Below are 16,258 nucleotides of genomic sequence, written 5' to 3' on the forward strand. Positions count from 1 at the left end.
TGGCTTGTTCATACAAGCAAAACACGTTAAAATGATAGACAGTAATCTTAAGGAGTGAAACAATGTCTCAAAAATTTATGAAAAGCGCCGTCATCGTCATTTTGGGCGTATTTATACTTTCAACCCTCCTCTCAGGCATTATGATGTATTTGCGGTAAAAAAGCAGGCGCCTCATTGCAAGGGGGTTTCCTGCTTTTTTATGAGGGCTTTCCGCTCTATTGCAATGTCCTCGAATGAGCGGTTTTCTTTTGTAATCAATACTTTCGTTCCGGGAGGGATAATCCGGAAAATACGGATGACATCCCGGTTTTTCATACGGATGCAGCCGTTTGATACAAACCCCCCGATCAGCTCTTCTCTGTTTGTTCCGTGAATGCCGTATATCCTGCCGTCGGTGCCTTTCGCGTCAAAACCGATCCAGCGGACGCCGAGCGGGTTTTCCGGCGCGCCTCCCTTTACATTTTTCTTCCGGTAATACGGATTGACGGCTTTGACCGTTATCGTAAATTCTCCTTCAGGCGTCAAATCATCCGTTTTTCCCGTCGCCACCTGATAAATGCCTTCTATTCGGTTATCCTTCACAACAGCAAGCGCATTTGTGGCTTTATTGACGATAATATAAGGGTCACCCGGCAAAGGGTTTGCGCCAAGCGGCCAAAGCGGAGACAGCAGCAGGGCGGCTGACAATAAAAAAAATCGCATGGGCTCCCCTCCTTTTTTCATTAGAATGACCAATGAAAGGAGGACTCATGCGATTGATCCATATGTTTTTTACAGCTTTATGCCTTTGAAATAACTTTTAATCACGAGATATTGTTCCATCTCACCGAGGAGGTGGAACAAAGCCGCCCGCGCTTCAAACTCCTCGCGCGTTGCCGGGAGCGGCATTTCTTCAAATTCCGTTCTCATTTCTGCAAGTCTTTTTAAAAATTTATGAGCGGTATTGCCGGGATGAATGGCTTCCCTTAATTCATGGATGAAATGGGCGATTATTTTGCCCTGCTCCACCGTTATTGAAATAGAGGTAATCTTCGGCAGCAGCCGTTCAATGATTTCAAATTGTTTCTGTCTCATCTTAAAATAATGATAGTAAAGATTTTCATGGCGCAAAATATGATTCTGCACGTCCCGATAGGCGAGGTTTTTCGCCTCTTGAATCATCTGATGCGTCTCCGGTATTTCCTTCCCCGACCAATCTTGCTCACCAGTTAACAAATACCGTTCGATTTCGGCGAAGATGACGGAAAAGTTGTCCTCGATTTTTTTCCGGTACGCCGCGAGTTTTCTGTCGAGGCTCGGCATATACAGATTCATTAACAGCGCGACGCCGATACCTACGGTGATCAGCTGGAACTCATTCCAGATAAACGCCATCGTAATGCCGCCGGACATATATAAATGAAGAATGATTACTGAGCTGGTGACGATCCCTTCATTTATTTTTAAAACGACTGTAGTCGGAATGAACAGCACCAGCAATATTCCGATCGCAAACGGATAATAGCCGATCAGCCCGAAAAAGACATATGAAAAGACGATCGCCAATAAACAGGCGGCAAATCGGGCCCACGAGGCCTGAAGCGACCGCTTTTGCGTAATCTGGATGCACAATATGGTGATGATTCCTGCGGATGCGAAGTTTTGCAGATGCAACAGCTGGGCTAAATAAATGGCCAGCGCCGTTCCAAGTGCGGTCTTTAGTGTGCGGTAACCGATTTTAAACATTGCTTGCTCCATTCTGTTTGTTTCTTTCTCAAAAAAAAGAAGAAGAGCATTCTTCTTCTTTTCTTCCAGTTATATTTTATAATATTTTTTCTAAAAAGTCCTGTGCTCTTTTTGACTTCGGAGAAAGAAAAAATTCTTCCGGCTGCCCGTCTTCCACGATCGTCCCTTCATCCATAAATAATACGCGGTCTGCGACTTCTTTGGCAAATCCCATTTCGTGCGTTACGATCACCATTGTCATGCCCGTCTGCGCGAGTTCTTTCATCACCTCAAGAACTTCTTTGACCATTTCCGGGTCAAGAGCCGAGGTCGGTTCATCAAACAGCATGATGTCAGGATTCATGGCAAGCGCCCGCGCGATGGCGACCCGCTGCTTCTGTCCGCCTGACAAACGGTTCGGATAGTCGTTCCGTTTGTCAAGCAGTCCGACTTTTTCAAGGAGAGCGCACGCCTTTTCCTCTGCCTCCTTTTTAGACTCTTTCTTCACGCTGACCGGCGCGTATGTGATATTTTCAAGCACCGTTTTATGAGGAAACAAATGAAAATGCTGAAATACCATGCCGATATTTTCCCGCACTTTCAGTTTATTCGTTTTAGCTGCGGTAATTTCATTTTCTTTTATGGCAATCGTTCCGCCGCTCGGGGTTTCCAGCAGATTTAAGCAGCGCAGAAACGTTGATTTGCCGGAACCTGAAGGGCCGATGACAGCGACGACTTCCCCTTCTTCGATCCGTGTTGAAATGTTTTTCAGTACTTCATGTTTCCCGAATGATTTTGACAGGTTGTCGACCTTAATCATTGGCTTTCAGCTTCCTTTCTACACCTTTTCCGATGAATGCTAAGATCAAAACGAGCACGTAATAGATTAAGCCCGCCACAATAAGAGGTTCTAAATAGTTGTATGTTGCGGCGCCGGACTGGTAGGCCCGTCTCATAATGTCGCCGAGACCGATAACTGTGACGATCGCCGATTCTTTTGTTAAAGTGATTAATTCGTTAATAATAGCCGGAGAAATGTTTTTAAACGCCTGCGGCAGCAGCAGATCTTTCATCATTTTTCCGTATGGCACGCCGAGAGCGACGGCAGCCTCTTTTTGTCCTTTGTCAATTGCGTTGATTCCCGCTCTGATAATTTCAGAGACGTAAGCGGCTGAATTGAGCGATAATGCGGTGACTGCCGCCCAAAATTGATCGATCTGAAAGCCGAGGAGCTGCGGCATACCGAAATAGATGATCATCAGCTGCAGCACGAGCGGCGTGCCGCGGAATATCGAAGTATAAAAATCCGCAATCCATTTCAGCGGACTGATCGTGCTGATTTTAAATAAGCTGAGCACGATTCCTAATACAAGACCGATGACCGCTGAAACGAGCACAATTTTCAATGTGACCGCAAGGCCTTCCAATATAAAAGGAATTTGGGGGATTGTCGCTGAGAAATCCAAATTCATACGTGTGATCTCCTTTGTCTTTATTCAAGATAAAAAGCTCAACGAAAAGTTGAGCTTTCTTTTATTTCTCGTTGGTGAACCATTTTTTCTTCAGTTTTTCGATTTCTCCGTTTTTCTCCATTTCTTTCAGCGCTTTGTTAAACTTCGCTGTCAGATCACTGTCTTTGCGGAACGCAATCGCGGAGCCCGATTCGTCTGATTTCGCATCTGCTGACGCAAAGCCCTGCAGATCTTGATTTGAATTGAAATAGCCTTGTGCTACGATGTCTTCGATAATCGCGGCATCAAAACGCCCGGATTTGATCTCTTCGGTTAAATCTGAGATCCGGTTGCGGTCTTCGAGCTGAAAACCGTATTTCGAAGCGAGCTTCTTGCCTTTTTCCTCTTGAATGGAGCCGAGCTGCACACCGACGGTTTTGCCTTTCAGATCATTCAGGGATTTAATGCTGCTTCCCTTTTTCGTAACAATCATATTGTTAGCAGTATAATAAATATCAGAAAAATCAACTTGCTTTTTCCGTTCCGGCGTAGGTGTCATTCCAGATAAAATCATATCTACCTGCTTGGACTTCAAGGCTGTAATCAGGCTGTTGAAGTCCATGTCCTGCACCTCAACGTCATAGCCGGTCTTTTTGCCCAGAGCTTTCGCCAGATCAACGTCAAACCCGGTGATCTGATCGCCGTCTTTATATTCAAATGGTTTATAGTCAGCCGATGTACCCATAATCAGCTTGTTCTTTCCGCCCTCTGATCCTGAATTGCCTGATCCGCAGGCGGACAGCGCAAAGGTGATACATGCGGCAGCTAATACCAACAGCCATTTCTTCATGATTCATTTCCCCCATATCTACTGATCTCTTAAATTTGAATATTTATTCGTTAACTTGTATTTTAAACACTTTTTAATTGTGATGCAATACTATTTTTGAAAAATATATTTTCCTTTCTGTGTTTATTATAGTCATTGTTTTTCAGATTAGTGACAGCTGAACGCCGATGTATAAATATTTATATTTATACAGATTCCATAAAAAAAACCCCGCAAGCGCTCGGCTCCGGGGTTTTTCTTTCACTTATACTTCTTCACAATATTCTTCAAATGCTTCCTGCAGTTTTGTGACGACGGCCATCGGCTCATGGCCTTCAATTTCATGGCGTTCCACCATTTTCATGATTTTCCCGTCTTTTAAAATGGCAAATGACGGAGAGGACGGCGGATAGCCTTCAAAGTATTCTCTCGCTTTGGCTGTCGCTTCTTTATCCTGTCCGGCAAATACCGTCACAAGCTGATCCGGGCGTTTATCGTAATGTACGGAATGGTACGCGGCAGGCCGTGCAATACCGCCTGCGCATCCGCACACAGAGTTGACCATGACGAGTGTGGTTCCTTTTTTCGAAAGCGCATCGTCCACTTCCTCAGCGGTTTTCAGCTCTGTATACCCGGCGGCCGTGATTTCCTGGCGGGCTTGACGCACGACATCATTCATAAATAAATTAAAATCCATATTCAACTGGGACCTCTCCTTTTTGATCATCTCTTCTTATGATAGCAAGGAACCTCCCTATCGGCAAATGACACCGCTCATATCCAATTGTTTTTTGTCCCTTTTATGTTCCCGATGTAAGTTTATGACCCTTTAAAAACGGGAAACTTGTTAAGGAGATTGTCTGAAATAAAGGAGCAGTCATATGAGCCAACGGAAAGCAGTTTTAATTTATAACGGAAACGCCGGTCAAAAACAGATTGATAAAACGCTCGGCACGGTCGTCCCCATTTTGGCCCAGTCAGCTGATGAACTTTTGATTAAACCGACCAAACATCAGGATGATGCCCGTCAGTATTGTGAAAATCTCGACAGTTCAGTTGACCATTTATATATTTTAGGCGGAGACGGCACTGTGCATCAATGCATCAACAGCATCAGCAAGCTTGATCACAGACCCGCTGTCGGCATTTTGCCGGGAGGAACGTGCAACGATTTCTCCCGGGCGCTCGGCATCCCGCAAAACCTTCAAAAGGCCGCTGAAGCGCTCGCGGCCGGACATAAACAGATGATTGACGTCTGTAAAACGGATGACGGCTATTTTCTGAACTTCTGGGGCATCGGACTGATTACCGAAGCATCAAGCCATATTAATGAAACTGAAAAAGCATGGCTTGGTAAAATCAGCTACTTCACGAGCGCCTTGCGGACGATGACAAGCGCGAACCCGTTTCCTGTCAAATTGACGATTGACGGAGAGGTGAAAGAAGACGAAGCCGTAATGGTGCTTGTCATGAACGGGCATTATATCGGGACAAACAGAGTTCCCCTGCCTGATGCCAGCCTCCGGGACGGCTTAGCCGATGTGTTAATCTGCCGCAACACAAGCCTTGCCGCGTTGCGGGAGCTGATGACGATGGAGCAGGGTTCGTTTGATGATTTCAAAGGGGAGCTGTCCTATATTCAGGCCTCCAGGATTGAAATCGAAACCGGACGTGAAATGGACGCGGATACAGATGGCGAGGTATACGGAACAACACCTTGTACGATCGAAGTGAAAAAACATCATCTCACTATGCTTGTTCCCGAGGATTCACAATGAAAATAAAAAAACTCCTTTTGCCGCCCGGGCAAAAGGAGTTTTTTTAATAGACTGACGTATGTTCATCAATGTTTTCTAAGATCTCTTTGACGCGTCCTAGGAATCGGCCGCACACGAGCCCGTCGAGCACTCTGTGATCTAAAGACAGGCAAAGATTAACCATATCACGAACGGCGATCATCCCGTTATTCATGACAACCGGGCGTTTGACGATAGATTCTACCTGAAGAATCGCCGCCTGCGGATGGTTGATAATGCCCATAGATTGAACTGAGCCGAAAGATCCCGTGTTATTGACGGTAAATGTGCCGCCCTGCATATCTTCCGCGGTAAGTTTTCCGTTTCTCACTTTTTTCGCAAGGTCCGTTATTTCTCTGGCTATGCCTTTAATCGTTTTTTCATCAGCATGCTTAATAACCGGAACAAACAGCGAATCTTCCGTGGCAACGGCAATGGAGATGTTGATGTCTTTCTTTTGGACGATTTTGTCTCCCGCCCACATGCTGTTCATCTGCGGGAACTCTTTGAGAGCCTGCGCCGCCGCTTTTACAAAGAAAGCGAAAAACGTTAAATTGAAGCCTTCTTTTTGTTTAAATGAGTCTTTAATGCTGTTTCTGTACGCCGTCATGTTCGTGACGTCGACTTCCATCATCGTCCAGGCATGCGGAATTTCTGTTTTGCTTTTATGCATATTGGCGGCGATGGCTTTTCTGACGCCTGTAACCGGAATTTCAATATCACCGGCTGACAGAGCGGGTGCCGGTGCTTGTTTTTGCTGTTGTTTCGGCGCTTGTTGCGTTGTTTGAACAGCAGCCGGCGCCGGTGCTTCCGATTTCTGCTTCATTCCCGAATCAATGATCTTTTGAATGTCTTTTCGCGTAATTCTGCCGCCTGCACCCGTTCCTTCAACTTCTTCAAGCTGAATGCCGTGTTCTCCCGCTAATCTGAGCACGGCCGGCGAATAACGCGCTTTATTTGACTGATCTTTACCTTGACGGTTTGCATCGGTGTCTGAAGGGGTATTCTGCTCTTCTTCCCGCTTCGGCGCCTCTTCGGTTTCCGTTTCTTCTGTTTCAATTTTGCAGATGATCTCGCCGACTGCAAGAGTCTGGCCTTCTTCTCCTACAAGTTCTGTAATCGTACCGGTAAAAGAAGACGGCACCTCCGCATTCACTTTATCTGTCATGACCTCCGCGATGGGGTCATATTTATTCACTTGATCACCAGGGGATACCAGCCACTTGCTGATCGTCCCTTCCGTCACGCTCTCTCCGAGCTGAGGCATAGCCATTTGTTCAATCGCCATGTCAAAAACCTCCTTACGTCTTTAAAACTCCGCTAATTCTCTCATCGCGGCTTCTGCTTTGTCAGGATTCATCATGAAATATTTTTCCATTGTCGGCGCATAAGGCATTGCCGGAACGTCAGGACCTGCAAGCCGCTTGATCGGCGCGTCTAAATCAAATAAGCAGTTTTCAGAAATAATGGCGGCGACCTCGCTCATAATACCGCCTTCTTTCGTATCTTCCGTGATCAGCAATACTTTTCCCGTTTTAGAAGCAGCTTCAATGATGGCTTCTTTATCTAACGGATAAACCGTACGCAAGTCTAATACGTGCGTGGAAATTCCGTCTTTTTCAAGACGCTCGGCAGCCTGCAGAGCAAAATGGACGCATAATCCGTACGTAATGACAGTAATGTCGCTGCCTTCGCGTTTTACATCCGCCTTTCCGATCGGAAGGACGTAATCATCCGCAGGGACTTCGCCTTTAATCAGGCGGTACGCCCTCTTATGTTCGAAAAACAGCACCGGATCTTCGTCACGGACTGCAGCTTTCAACAGCCCTTTTGCGTCATAAGGAGTTGAAGGCATGACAATTTTAAGGCCCGGCTGGTTGGCAAAAATGGCCTCCACAGATTGGGAATGATACAACGCGCCGTGCACGCCGCCGCCGTAAGGCGCTCTGATGACCATCGGACAGCTCCAATCATTGTTTGAACGGTAGCGTATTTTTGCCGCTTCTGAAATGATTTGGTTGACCGCAGGCAGAATGAAATCGGCAAACTGCATCTCGGCAATCGGGCGCATGCCGTACATCGCGGCGCCGATCCCGACACCGGCAATCGCTGATTCAGCAAGCGGCGTATCCATCACCCGCTCTTCTCCGAACTGTTCATAGAGACCCGCCGTTGCTTTAAACACGCCGCCTTTTCTCCCGACGTCTTCCCCGAGAACAAACACGCGCGGATCTCTTTCCATTTCTTCTTTCATTGCTGCATTAATACTGTCAATATAAGACATTACAGACATAAGTATTCCTCCCTACTTCGCATAAACGTGATCAAGCGTTGATTCAGGAGATGCGTATGGCGCTTTCTCCGCTTCGTCTGTCGCTTCGTTTACGATAGCCATGATGTCATCCAGCATGGTCTTTTCTTCTTCTTCACCTAGAAGCCCGGCTTCTTGCAAGTATGCTTTGTATAAAAGAAGCGGATCTTGTTTCTTCGCTTCTTCTACTTCTTCGCGTTCTCTGTAGCTGCTGTCATCGTCATCACTGGAATGCGGCGTCAAACGGTAGGAAACCGTTTCTATTAATGTAGGGCCTTCGCCTTTAGACGCCCGTTCGCGCGCTTCTTTTACGGCCCGGTAAACTTCCAGCAGGTCGTTTCCGTCAACAGTGACTCCCGGCATGCCGTAGCCTGCCGCCCGGTCGGATATTTTCTCGCACGCCACCTGTTTGTCATACGGGACAGAAATGGCATACTTATTGTTTTCACACATGAAAATGACCGGCAGTTTATACACGGCGGCAAAGTTTGCCCCTTCGTGAAAATCCCCCTGGTTGGAAGATCCTTCTCCAAAGGTAACAAAAGAGACGATATCCTTTTTATCCATGCGTCCCGCAAGCGCGATTCCGACTGCATGAGGAACCTGCGTCGTAACAGGGGATGAGCCCGTTACGATTCTGTTTTCCTTTTGCCCGAAGTGGCCCGGCATCTGCCTTCCGCCTGAGTTCGGGTCAGCCGCTTTCGCAAAACCCGACATCATCAAATCCTTTGCAGTCATACCGAATGCAAGCACAACCCCTATATCTCTGTAGTAAGGAAGTACATAGTCGGTATCACGGTTTAAGGCATAGGCCGCGCCTACTTGTGCCGCTTCCTGTCCTTGACATGAAACAACGAACGGAATTTTGCCCGAGCGGTTTAAGAGCCACATTCTTTCGTCGATTTTTCTGGCTAACAGCATGGTTCTATACATTTCAACGGCTTCTTCGTCAGAGAGCCCTAATGCTTGATGGCGGTTTGTAGTCATTCAAACCCCTCCTTCTTTCCTTTTAAAAATGAATCGCGTTTCCGTCTGCGGCTAACGCAGCTTCTCCAATCGCTTCTGACAGCGACGGATGCGGATGTATGGACTGGCCGATTTCCCAAGGCGTCGCATCGAGCACCTTGGCAAGCCCCGCTTCAGAGATCATATCGGTGACGTGCGGGCCGATCATATGAACACCGAGAATATCATCTGTATTCCGATCGGCGACGATTTTGACAAAGCCGTCGCTTTCTCCGTATACAAGAGCCTTTCCGATCGCCATGAACGGAAACTTCCCGATTTTCAGTTCATGCCCTTTTCGAAGAGCTTCCTCTTCTGTCAGACCGACGCTCGCCGCTTCCGGATTTGAATAAATACATTTCGGCACAAGAGCGGCATCAAGCGGAGCCGGATTAAGACCCGCCATATGCTCAACGGCAATGATGCCCTCGCGGGAGGCCACATGCGCAAGCTGCAGCCCGCCGACAACATCACCGATCGCATAAATGTGCGATTCCTTCGTCTGCCCGGCTTCGTTCACGATGATAGAACCGTTTTCCGCTTCAATGTCCGTGTTTTCAAGGCCGATCCCTTCAATGTTCGGCTGGCGGCCGATGGAAATAAGCATTTGTTCCGCGTGATACGTTTCTTTTTTTCCATTCTTTTCAGAGGCAATTGAAACGCCGTCCGCTTTTTCCAATGTATCCGGAAGCACTTTCGCACCCGTTATGATCTTAATTCCTTTTTTCGTTAACAGTTTTTCCATCTCGCTTGAAATATCACGGTCTTCCGTCGGCAAAATGCGGTCCGCATATTCAATCACAGTGATATTGACGCCGAAATCGTTCAGCATGGATGCCCATTCAATTCCGATGACACCGCCGCCGACGATCATCATGGATTGGGGCAGACGTTCAAGCTCTAACGCTTCATCTGATGTCAGAATATATGTACCGTCTGCTTCTAAACCCGGCAGCATTTTCGGCCTTGAACCGGTTGCGATAATCAATTGTTTCGGTATCAGCATGTCGTTTTCTTCACCATTTGCGTATTCGACGGAAACTGTACCGGGAAGAGGTGAGAAGATGGAAGGGCCGAGCATACGTCCGTACCCGTTGAATACATCAATCTTCCCCTTTTTCATCAAGTGGGCGACACCGCCGGCCAGCCGGTCAACGATTCCCTGCTTTCGTTTTTGCACGCTGTCAAAGCGGAGGGAGACACCTTCCGTTTCAATGCCGAATGCTGCCGCTTCCTTTGCGGTTCGGTACACTTCCGCGCTTCTTAACAGCGCTTTACTCGGAATACATCCTTTATGCAGGCATGTTCCGCCGAGCTTTTCTTTTTCTACAACGGCCGTTTTTAAGCCGAGCTGGGCCGCTCTGATGGCGGCTACATAACCGCCTGTGCCGCCGCCCAGAATGACCACATCATACTCAGTCGCCATTTGTTTTCACTCCTTCGCCGATCTGATATTGCTTTGACTTCTCCTCACCGGCTAAAACCCGAAGCGCGCCTTGCGCGAGAGATTGCAGTTCATTTTCTCCCGGGTACACCAGTACATCCGAAATCCAATCTATGTACGATCTGATAGCGGATACGAAACTTTTCCCGTACGCCAATCCGCCCGTCAGGACGATAATGTCTACTTTTCCTTTTAAAACGGCGCTTGCCGCCCCGATTTCTTTTGCTACTTGATAAGCCATGGCGTCATAAATGAGACGCGCGTTTTCATCTCCGGCCTGAATGCGTTTTTCCACCTTCACCGCGTCCGTTGTCCCCAGGTAGCCGGAGAGTCCGCCCGTGCCGACAAGTTTTTTCATCATATCGGCTTTTGAATACTTGCCGGAAAAACACATCTCTACCAAATCACCCGCCGGAACGGTTCCCGCGCGCTCCGGGCTGAAGGGTCCTTCTCCGTGAAGCCCGTTGTTGACATCCGTCACCCGTCCGCAATCATGGACACCGACTGTGGTGCCGCCGCCCATATGAGTGACGATCATCTTCATCTGTTCATACCGTTTGCCGAGGGACGCCGCCGCCTGACGGGCAACAGCTTTTTGGTTCAAAGCATGGAAAATGCTTTTCCGCTTGATTTCAGGCATTCCTGATACTTTAGCGAGCGGAGTCATCTCATCCACCACGACCGGATCGACGATATACGCGGGGATATTTAATCCGTCAGCTATTTCCCTGGCAATAATTCCGCCCAGATTAGAAGCATGCTGGCCGTTGTAGCCGTTTTTCAAATCAGTGATCATGGCGTCATTCACTTCATATGTGCCGCCCTCAATCGGTCTGAGCAGGCCGCCTCTGGCACAAACGGCATCGAACTTTGAAATGTTGATGCCCTGTTCGTGTAAAGACTCAAGAATGCTTATTTTTCGAAATTCGTATTGGTCGATAATGCTGTTAAATGTTTTCAGCTCTTCTTCGGGATGCCGCAGCGTCTTTTCAAAGATACAGCGTTCATTGTGAAAGACACCGATTTTCGTTGATGTTGAGCCTGGATTCAGAATGAGAATGCGTTTTTCCTTTTCGAACATTTTCATACCTCCAGATCAAATTCCTATCGTCTGCTTAATATACTTTGGCCGTTTTGCAGAAACTGGCTTCTTGAACGGCGCATGCGCTCAATTCGTTCCTCAGCCAGACGGTCAGCCGCTAAGTATGTCGGAATGCCGTCACGCGCGGAAATATCGAGCACCCGCTCAATGTTTGCATAGATGCCTTCAACCTTTTTCAAAGCCCGCTCAGCATTGTAGCCGTAAAGCTCATCGGCCACATTGATGACGCCGCCTGCATTGATGACATAATCCGGAGCGTATACGATTCCCATTTCATGAATGGTATCGCCGTGACGTGTTTCTTTCAGCTGGTTATTGGCCGCTCCCGCAATGACTTTCGCCTTCAGCTGTTTAATCGTGTCATCGTTAATGACGGCGCCGAGAGCACATGGGGCATAAATATCGCACGCCTGTGAGTAAATGTCGTCGGGATCAACTGCGCGGGCGCCGAAGTCCTCAACAGCACGTTTAACAGATTCTTTATTGATATCCGTTACGATTAAAGAAGCGCCTTCTTCGTGAAGGTGGCGGCATAGATTGTAAGCCACATTTCCCACGCCTTGCACGGCAATTGTTTTACCTTCCAGTGAATCAGTGCCAAACGCCGCTTTCGCTGCGGCTTTCATCCCTTTATAGACGCCGTACGCCGTAACCGGGGACGGATTTCCTGATGAACCGAATGCCGGAGAAATTCCGGTTACATAGTCTGTTTCATCATGAATGATGTCCATATCTTCCACGGTGGTGCCGACGTCTTCCGCCGTAATATACCTTCCGTTTAAGCCTTGGATGTACCGGCCGAACGCGCGGAACATTTCTTCATTTTTATCTTTGCGCGGGTCTCCGATAATAACGGTTTTCCCGCCGCCTAAGTTTAAACCGGCAGCCGCATTTTTATAAGTCATGCCTTTTGCGAGTCTTAGTGCATCTTCAATCGCCGCTTCTTCACTGTCATATGTCCACATTCTTGTTCCGCCGAGTGCAGGGCCGAGCGTCGTATCATGAATCGCGATGATCGCTTTTAATCCGGATTGTTCATCTTGGCAGAATACCAATTGTTCGTAATCATAAGTCTCCATATATTTAAAAATTTCCATAGGTTCGTTCCTCCTACTGTTCTTGTGATGCGCAAATCGCAAGCGCAATTGAATACAGTTTATTTTCTGCGGTATCCGCTCTGCTCGTTAATGCGATCGGCGCTTTTGCACCGGCGATGACGGCAGCAACATTTGCTTTCGCAAAATAAATCATTGACTTATAAAGCATATTTCCGGCCTCGATTGAAGGAACCAAGAGAATATCCGCCTGGCCCGCTACGCTTCCGGAAATCCCTTTTTGCAGCGCAGCCGCTTGGGATACGGCATTATCCAAAGCAAGCGGTCCGTCCGCAATGCAGCCGGTAATCTGTCCTCTGTTGCACATCTGGACGATCGCAGCCGCGTTCAGCGTCGCCTCCATTTTCGGATTAACCGTTTCAATAGCGGCAAGGACTGCGGCTTTCGGCATAGGGTTCCCTACTGAATGTGCGACATGAACCGCATTTTGCAGAATATGCCCGAGCTCTTCAAGAGACGGGGCAATGTTCAGCGCTGAATCAGTCACATACATCAGCCGGTCATAGTCCGGCACCTCAAAAACGGCTACATGTGATAACACCCTTTTTGAACGAAGCCCTTCATGGCGGTTTAAAACCGATTTCAGAAGAGTTGAGCTCGGGAGATTCCCTTTCATTAAAACGTCCGCCTCTTGTTCACGCACTGCGCGCACTGCTTTTGCCGCAGATTCTTCGGGTGAATCGGCGTGGATGATTTCAGCATTGAACTTCGGCTCATTTGCCAGAAGCTCTTTCAGCTTTCCGCTGTCACCCGTCAGTAAAAATCGTGCCGACAAGTGTTCTGCCGCCATTTTGACGGCCTGGATCACTTCTTTATCTGCTGCGTGGGCCACTGCAATGGTTTTTGCGTTTTTTGCCGCGGCTTTTTCAACTAGGTCTCTCAGCTTCATTTTGTACCACCTTCCTTGTGCGAATCCGCTTTTAACAATGCAAGTTCCGTGCCAAATATGCGGGAGGGTTTATTCCGGCTTTTTTCAAGAAAACATGCAGCTGTTTGCGCTTTCTCTGCAATTTATTGCATGCCGTCATTTGCAAGGCCGTACTTGTCCATTTTGTAGTACAGATTCCGAATGCTGACACCAAGCGCTTTTGCCGTTTTGGTTCGGTTGAATTTATGCTTTTCAAGCGTTTTTTGAATGACGTGCGCTTCAAATTTTTCAACAGCCTGAGACAGCTTTTCCCCTTCCACATCCGGAAAATCACTTTGGGTGCCGTTTTTTTCATTCAGCTCTGATTCAAAAACAGGCAGATGCTGCTGTTCGATCCGTTCCATGTGCGGCTCTAAAAATATCATTGCCCGTCCGAGAACATTTTCAAGCTCCCGGACGTTTCCCGGCCAGCTGTAGGCTGATAAAGCACGCAGCGCGTTCGGCGCGAGCCCCTTTACATTGCGGCCGTAATCCTGATTGATTTTTTCAATGAGCCGAATGCTCAGCGCTTCAATATCTTCTTTGCGCTGCCGAAGCGGCGGGATTGAGATCGGATAGCGGTTAATCCGGTAATACAGGTCTTCACGGAACGCGCCTTCGGCCATGGCCTTTTCGATGTTGACGTTTGTCGCTGCGATAATTCTGACATTGACAGAAATCGCTTTAGCGCCGCCGACCCTGATAATTTCTTTTTCCTGCAGAACTCTGAGCAGCTTTGCCTGGGTGCTTTGGGTCAGCTCTCCGATTTCATCTAAGAAAATGCTGCCGTTATTCGCTTCCTCAAAAAGTCCTTTTTTGCCCCCGCGCCTCGCGCCCGTAAACGCGCCTTCCTCATAGCCGAAAAGCTCGGATTCTAGCAGGGATTCAGAAAGGGCCGCACAATTGACCCGGATGAATTTATTGTATTTTCGGTCGCTTTCATTATGGATGGCGTGGGCGAAAAGTTCTTTTCCTGTGCCGGATTCTCCCCGCAGCAGAATCGTCGCCGGCGTTTTCGCCCCGAGCTTCGCCTGTTCAAGGGCGACCAGCATTTGTTCACTCGTGCCGATAATGTCATCAAACGTGTATTTCGCTTCAAGCGTGCGGATGATCTGGCGCGCCCGATTCAGCTCAGCAGTCAGCGTTTTAATTTCTGACACATCGTGAATGACGCCGACGCTGCCTTTTAAAATACCGTCCACAATAACGGGGGCAACATTTACGATGACATCCTTTTTATTGGGGCCGACCTTCATCCTCACACCCCGCACGGGCCGCCTTGTCCCCAATACTTTCAGGTGCATGCTCTCCCCTTCTGAGATATCGGTGGAAGCGGGTTTTCCGATGACTTCGCTTTCTGACAGCCCGGTCATTTTTGTATACGCTTTGTTGATTAACATTCCGATGCCGTTTTCATCAACGACGGAAATGGCCTCGTCTGAGGATTGAATAATCGCTTCAAGCATGGTGCGGATTTGTTTTAAGTTTGTGACCTCTTCCGCCAGTTCAACTGCGTCGGTGATGTCTTTAAACACGCATAACGCGCCGAGAAGTTTTCCGCCTTCATCAATGATCGGCAGTCTTGTCGTGACAATCTGCAGGTGCTTTCCGAGAAGCTGCTTCTGGTTATATTCCGGCTCTCTCGTTTCCAGAATCCGCGGCAGCTTTGTGTTCGGCACTACGTCTTTAATTTGGCGGCCGATGACATCCTCCCGTTTTTGGCCGACCATTTTTTCTGCCATCTGATTAAATAAAATGATCGTTTCGTTGACGTCTATAAAAATCATGCCGTCGTGCGTTGAATTAAAAATCCGGTCATGCTTATACGTCTGCGACTTGAGCATTTGGATAAGCTGCTGTTTTTCCTCCATCAGCTGAAACACCATGTACGCCAATTTTCCCGGCATGACGATGGTTTGTTCTTTTTTCTCATGGAGCAGCTCATCCATGACCGCTTTATCGCCTGTTGTATGGATGATAATATCTATATCTTCGGTTATGTAAGGTTTCCAATCTGATGAGGTTGCAATTCCATATTTCCGGGCTTCTTGCAGCCCTTGCGCCTCCGGATCTTGATCAACCACCGCAATAATCCGGATCAGCTTTGTTTTCATCAAAATCTGTAGGAGCGCCGTGCCTCCTTTACCAGCACCTATAATCAGCACCTTCTGCATCCCGATACCCCTTTATATGAAAAAATTTGCACACCTGTATTTTCCGTTGCAATAATTTGCACAACCCCTATGTTACCACGTTTTGATCTCTTGACAAAATATTTTTTCGATTGGACAATAAAGGAAAACATATCGTAAAGGGGTTTTCTGAATATGAGCCGGCTTGTTGCGCTTTTGATTCTGGTCCTCCCCGGCGCTGTCGCGGCGCTCGGCATTAAGCTGATGAGAGATGCATTATTCGGACATGTGTTTTCCCCGTTTCCGTCCCTTTTTCTTCAGGGGGCGGCCGGATTGGCGTTTTTTTTGTTCGGCCTTTATGTTCTGGCCGGGTTTATTTTGTACAGAGATCGGAAACGCAATCAAGTCAGCCCGCGGTTCAGGAAAAAAAAGCTGTAAAAAAAGCCCTTGCAAAAAAAGGGC

17 protein-coding genes are annotated in these 16,258 nt (G+C 47.8%); 3 read left to right on the plus strand and 14 right to left on the minus strand.

The genetic code is table 11. The annotated features are described in order from the left end of the window. The first annotated feature begins 62 nt into the window (after positions 1–62). Entirely contained in the window at positions 63–158 is a 96-nt protein-coding gene (prli42, locus tag NYE50_RS13360; protein WP_007408390.1) for a stressosome-associated protein Prli42, read from the plus strand. A gap of 13 nt (positions 159–171) precedes the next feature. On the opposite strand, the gene NYE50_RS13365 is transcribed toward prli42, so the two are convergent. The 6 genes from NYE50_RS13365 to brxB form a co-directional block, all read right to left on the minus strand. Further along, complete coding sequence (locus tag NYE50_RS13365; protein WP_017418105.1) at positions 172–702, minus strand: L,D-transpeptidase; 531 nt, start codon at positions 700–702, stop codon at positions 172–174. A 69-nt stretch (positions 703–771) separates the two neighbouring features. Continuing rightward, positions 772–1,725: an aromatic acid exporter family protein gene (locus NYE50_RS13370; RefSeq protein ID WP_007408388.1), complete on the minus strand. Its 954-nt coding sequence runs from the start codon at positions 1,723–1,725 to the stop codon at positions 772–774. A 76-nt stretch (positions 1,726–1,801) separates the two neighbouring features. Next, positions 1,802–2,524: an amino acid ABC transporter ATP-binding protein gene (locus NYE50_RS13375; protein WP_071181838.1), complete on the minus strand. Its 723-nt coding sequence runs from the start codon at positions 2,522–2,524 to the stop codon at positions 1,802–1,804. Next, complete coding sequence (locus NYE50_RS13380) at positions 2,517–3,176, minus strand: amino acid ABC transporter permease (RefSeq protein ID WP_003153227.1); 660 nt, start codon at positions 3,174–3,176, stop codon at positions 2,517–2,519. The genes NYE50_RS13375 and NYE50_RS13380 overlap by 8 nt, the downstream gene beginning before the upstream one ends. A 61-nt stretch (positions 3,177–3,237) precedes the next feature. Beyond that, positions 3,238–4,005, minus strand: coding sequence for a transporter substrate-binding domain-containing protein (locus NYE50_RS13385; protein ID WP_014418331.1), 768 nt, complete (start codon positions 4,003–4,005; stop codon positions 3,238–3,240). A gap of 244 nt (positions 4,006–4,249) precedes the next feature. Further along, a complete protein-coding gene (gene brxB, locus NYE50_RS13390) occupies positions 4,250–4,687 on the minus strand; it encodes a bacilliredoxin BrxB (RefSeq protein ID WP_015417784.1) in 438 nt (145 codons plus the stop codon). A gap of 178 nt (positions 4,688–4,865) precedes the next feature. Here brxB and NYE50_RS13395 point away from each other — a divergent pair, with 178 nt between their 5' ends. Beyond that, positions 4,866–5,762, plus strand: a complete 897-nt coding sequence (locus NYE50_RS13395; RefSeq protein WP_022552989.1) for a YegS/Rv2252/BmrU family lipid kinase — start codon at positions 4,866–4,868, stop codon at positions 5,760–5,762. 43 nt (positions 5,763–5,805) lie between these two features. Here NYE50_RS13395 and NYE50_RS13400 read toward each other — a convergent pair whose 3' ends face one another. The 8 genes from NYE50_RS13400 to NYE50_RS13435 form a co-directional block, all read right to left on the minus strand. Next, on the minus strand, positions 5,806–7,068 hold the full coding sequence (locus NYE50_RS13400) for a dihydrolipoamide acetyltransferase family protein (protein ID WP_029973898.1): 1,263 nt from the start codon (positions 7,066–7,068) through the stop codon (positions 5,806–5,808). Between the two features lie 21 nt (positions 7,069–7,089). Next, on the minus strand, positions 7,090–8,073 hold the full coding sequence (bfmBAB, locus tag NYE50_RS13405; protein WP_014418335.1) for a 3-methyl-2-oxobutanoate dehydrogenase subunit beta: 984 nt from the start codon (positions 8,071–8,073) through the stop codon (positions 7,090–7,092). 12 nt (positions 8,074–8,085) lie between these two features. Beyond that, positions 8,086–9,078: a thiamine pyrophosphate-dependent dehydrogenase E1 component subunit alpha gene (locus NYE50_RS13410; protein WP_014418336.1), complete on the minus strand. Its 993-nt coding sequence runs from the start codon at positions 9,076–9,078 to the stop codon at positions 8,086–8,088. Positions 9,079–9,100: 22 nt separating this feature from the next. Beyond that, entirely contained in the window at positions 9,101–10,522 is a 1,422-nt protein-coding gene (gene lpdA / locus NYE50_RS13415; protein ID WP_224988863.1) for a dihydrolipoyl dehydrogenase, read from the minus strand. Further along, positions 10,512–11,627, minus strand: coding sequence for a butyrate kinase (gene buk / locus NYE50_RS13420; RefSeq protein ID WP_094296029.1), 1,116 nt, complete (start codon positions 11,625–11,627; stop codon positions 10,512–10,514). The genes lpdA and buk overlap by 11 nt, the downstream gene beginning before the upstream one ends. A gap of 17 nt (positions 11,628–11,644) precedes the next feature. Then, positions 11,645–12,739 carry a branched-chain amino acid dehydrogenase gene (gene bcd, locus NYE50_RS13425; protein ID WP_007612452.1) on the minus strand — a complete coding sequence of 365 codons (1,095 nt, stop codon included), beginning with the start codon at positions 12,737–12,739 and terminating at the stop codon, positions 11,645–11,647. A gap of 13 nt (positions 12,740–12,752) precedes the next feature. Then, a complete protein-coding gene (gene yqiS, locus NYE50_RS13430) occupies positions 12,753–13,646 on the minus strand; it encodes a phosphate butyryltransferase (RefSeq protein WP_015417787.1) in 894 nt (297 codons plus the stop codon). Positions 13,647–13,768: 122 nt separating this feature from the next. Beyond that, positions 13,769–15,838 carry a sigma-54 interaction domain-containing protein gene (locus NYE50_RS13435; protein ID WP_021494294.1) on the minus strand — a complete coding sequence of 690 codons (2,070 nt, stop codon included), beginning with the start codon at positions 15,836–15,838 and terminating at the stop codon, positions 13,769–13,771. 153 nt (positions 15,839–15,991) lie between these two features. Here NYE50_RS13435 and NYE50_RS13440 point away from each other — a divergent pair, with 153 nt between their 5' ends. Further along, positions 15,992–16,234: a DUF2627 domain-containing protein gene (locus NYE50_RS13440; protein WP_014418340.1), complete on the plus strand. Its 243-nt coding sequence runs from the start codon at positions 15,992–15,994 to the stop codon at positions 16,232–16,234. The last annotated feature ends 24 nt before the right edge of the window (positions 16,235–16,258 follow it).

Source organism: Bacillus sp. EU55, assembly GCF_038005925.1.
Taxonomy (GTDB): Bacteria; Bacillota; Bacilli; order Bacillales; family Bacillaceae; genus Bacillus; species Bacillus velezensis.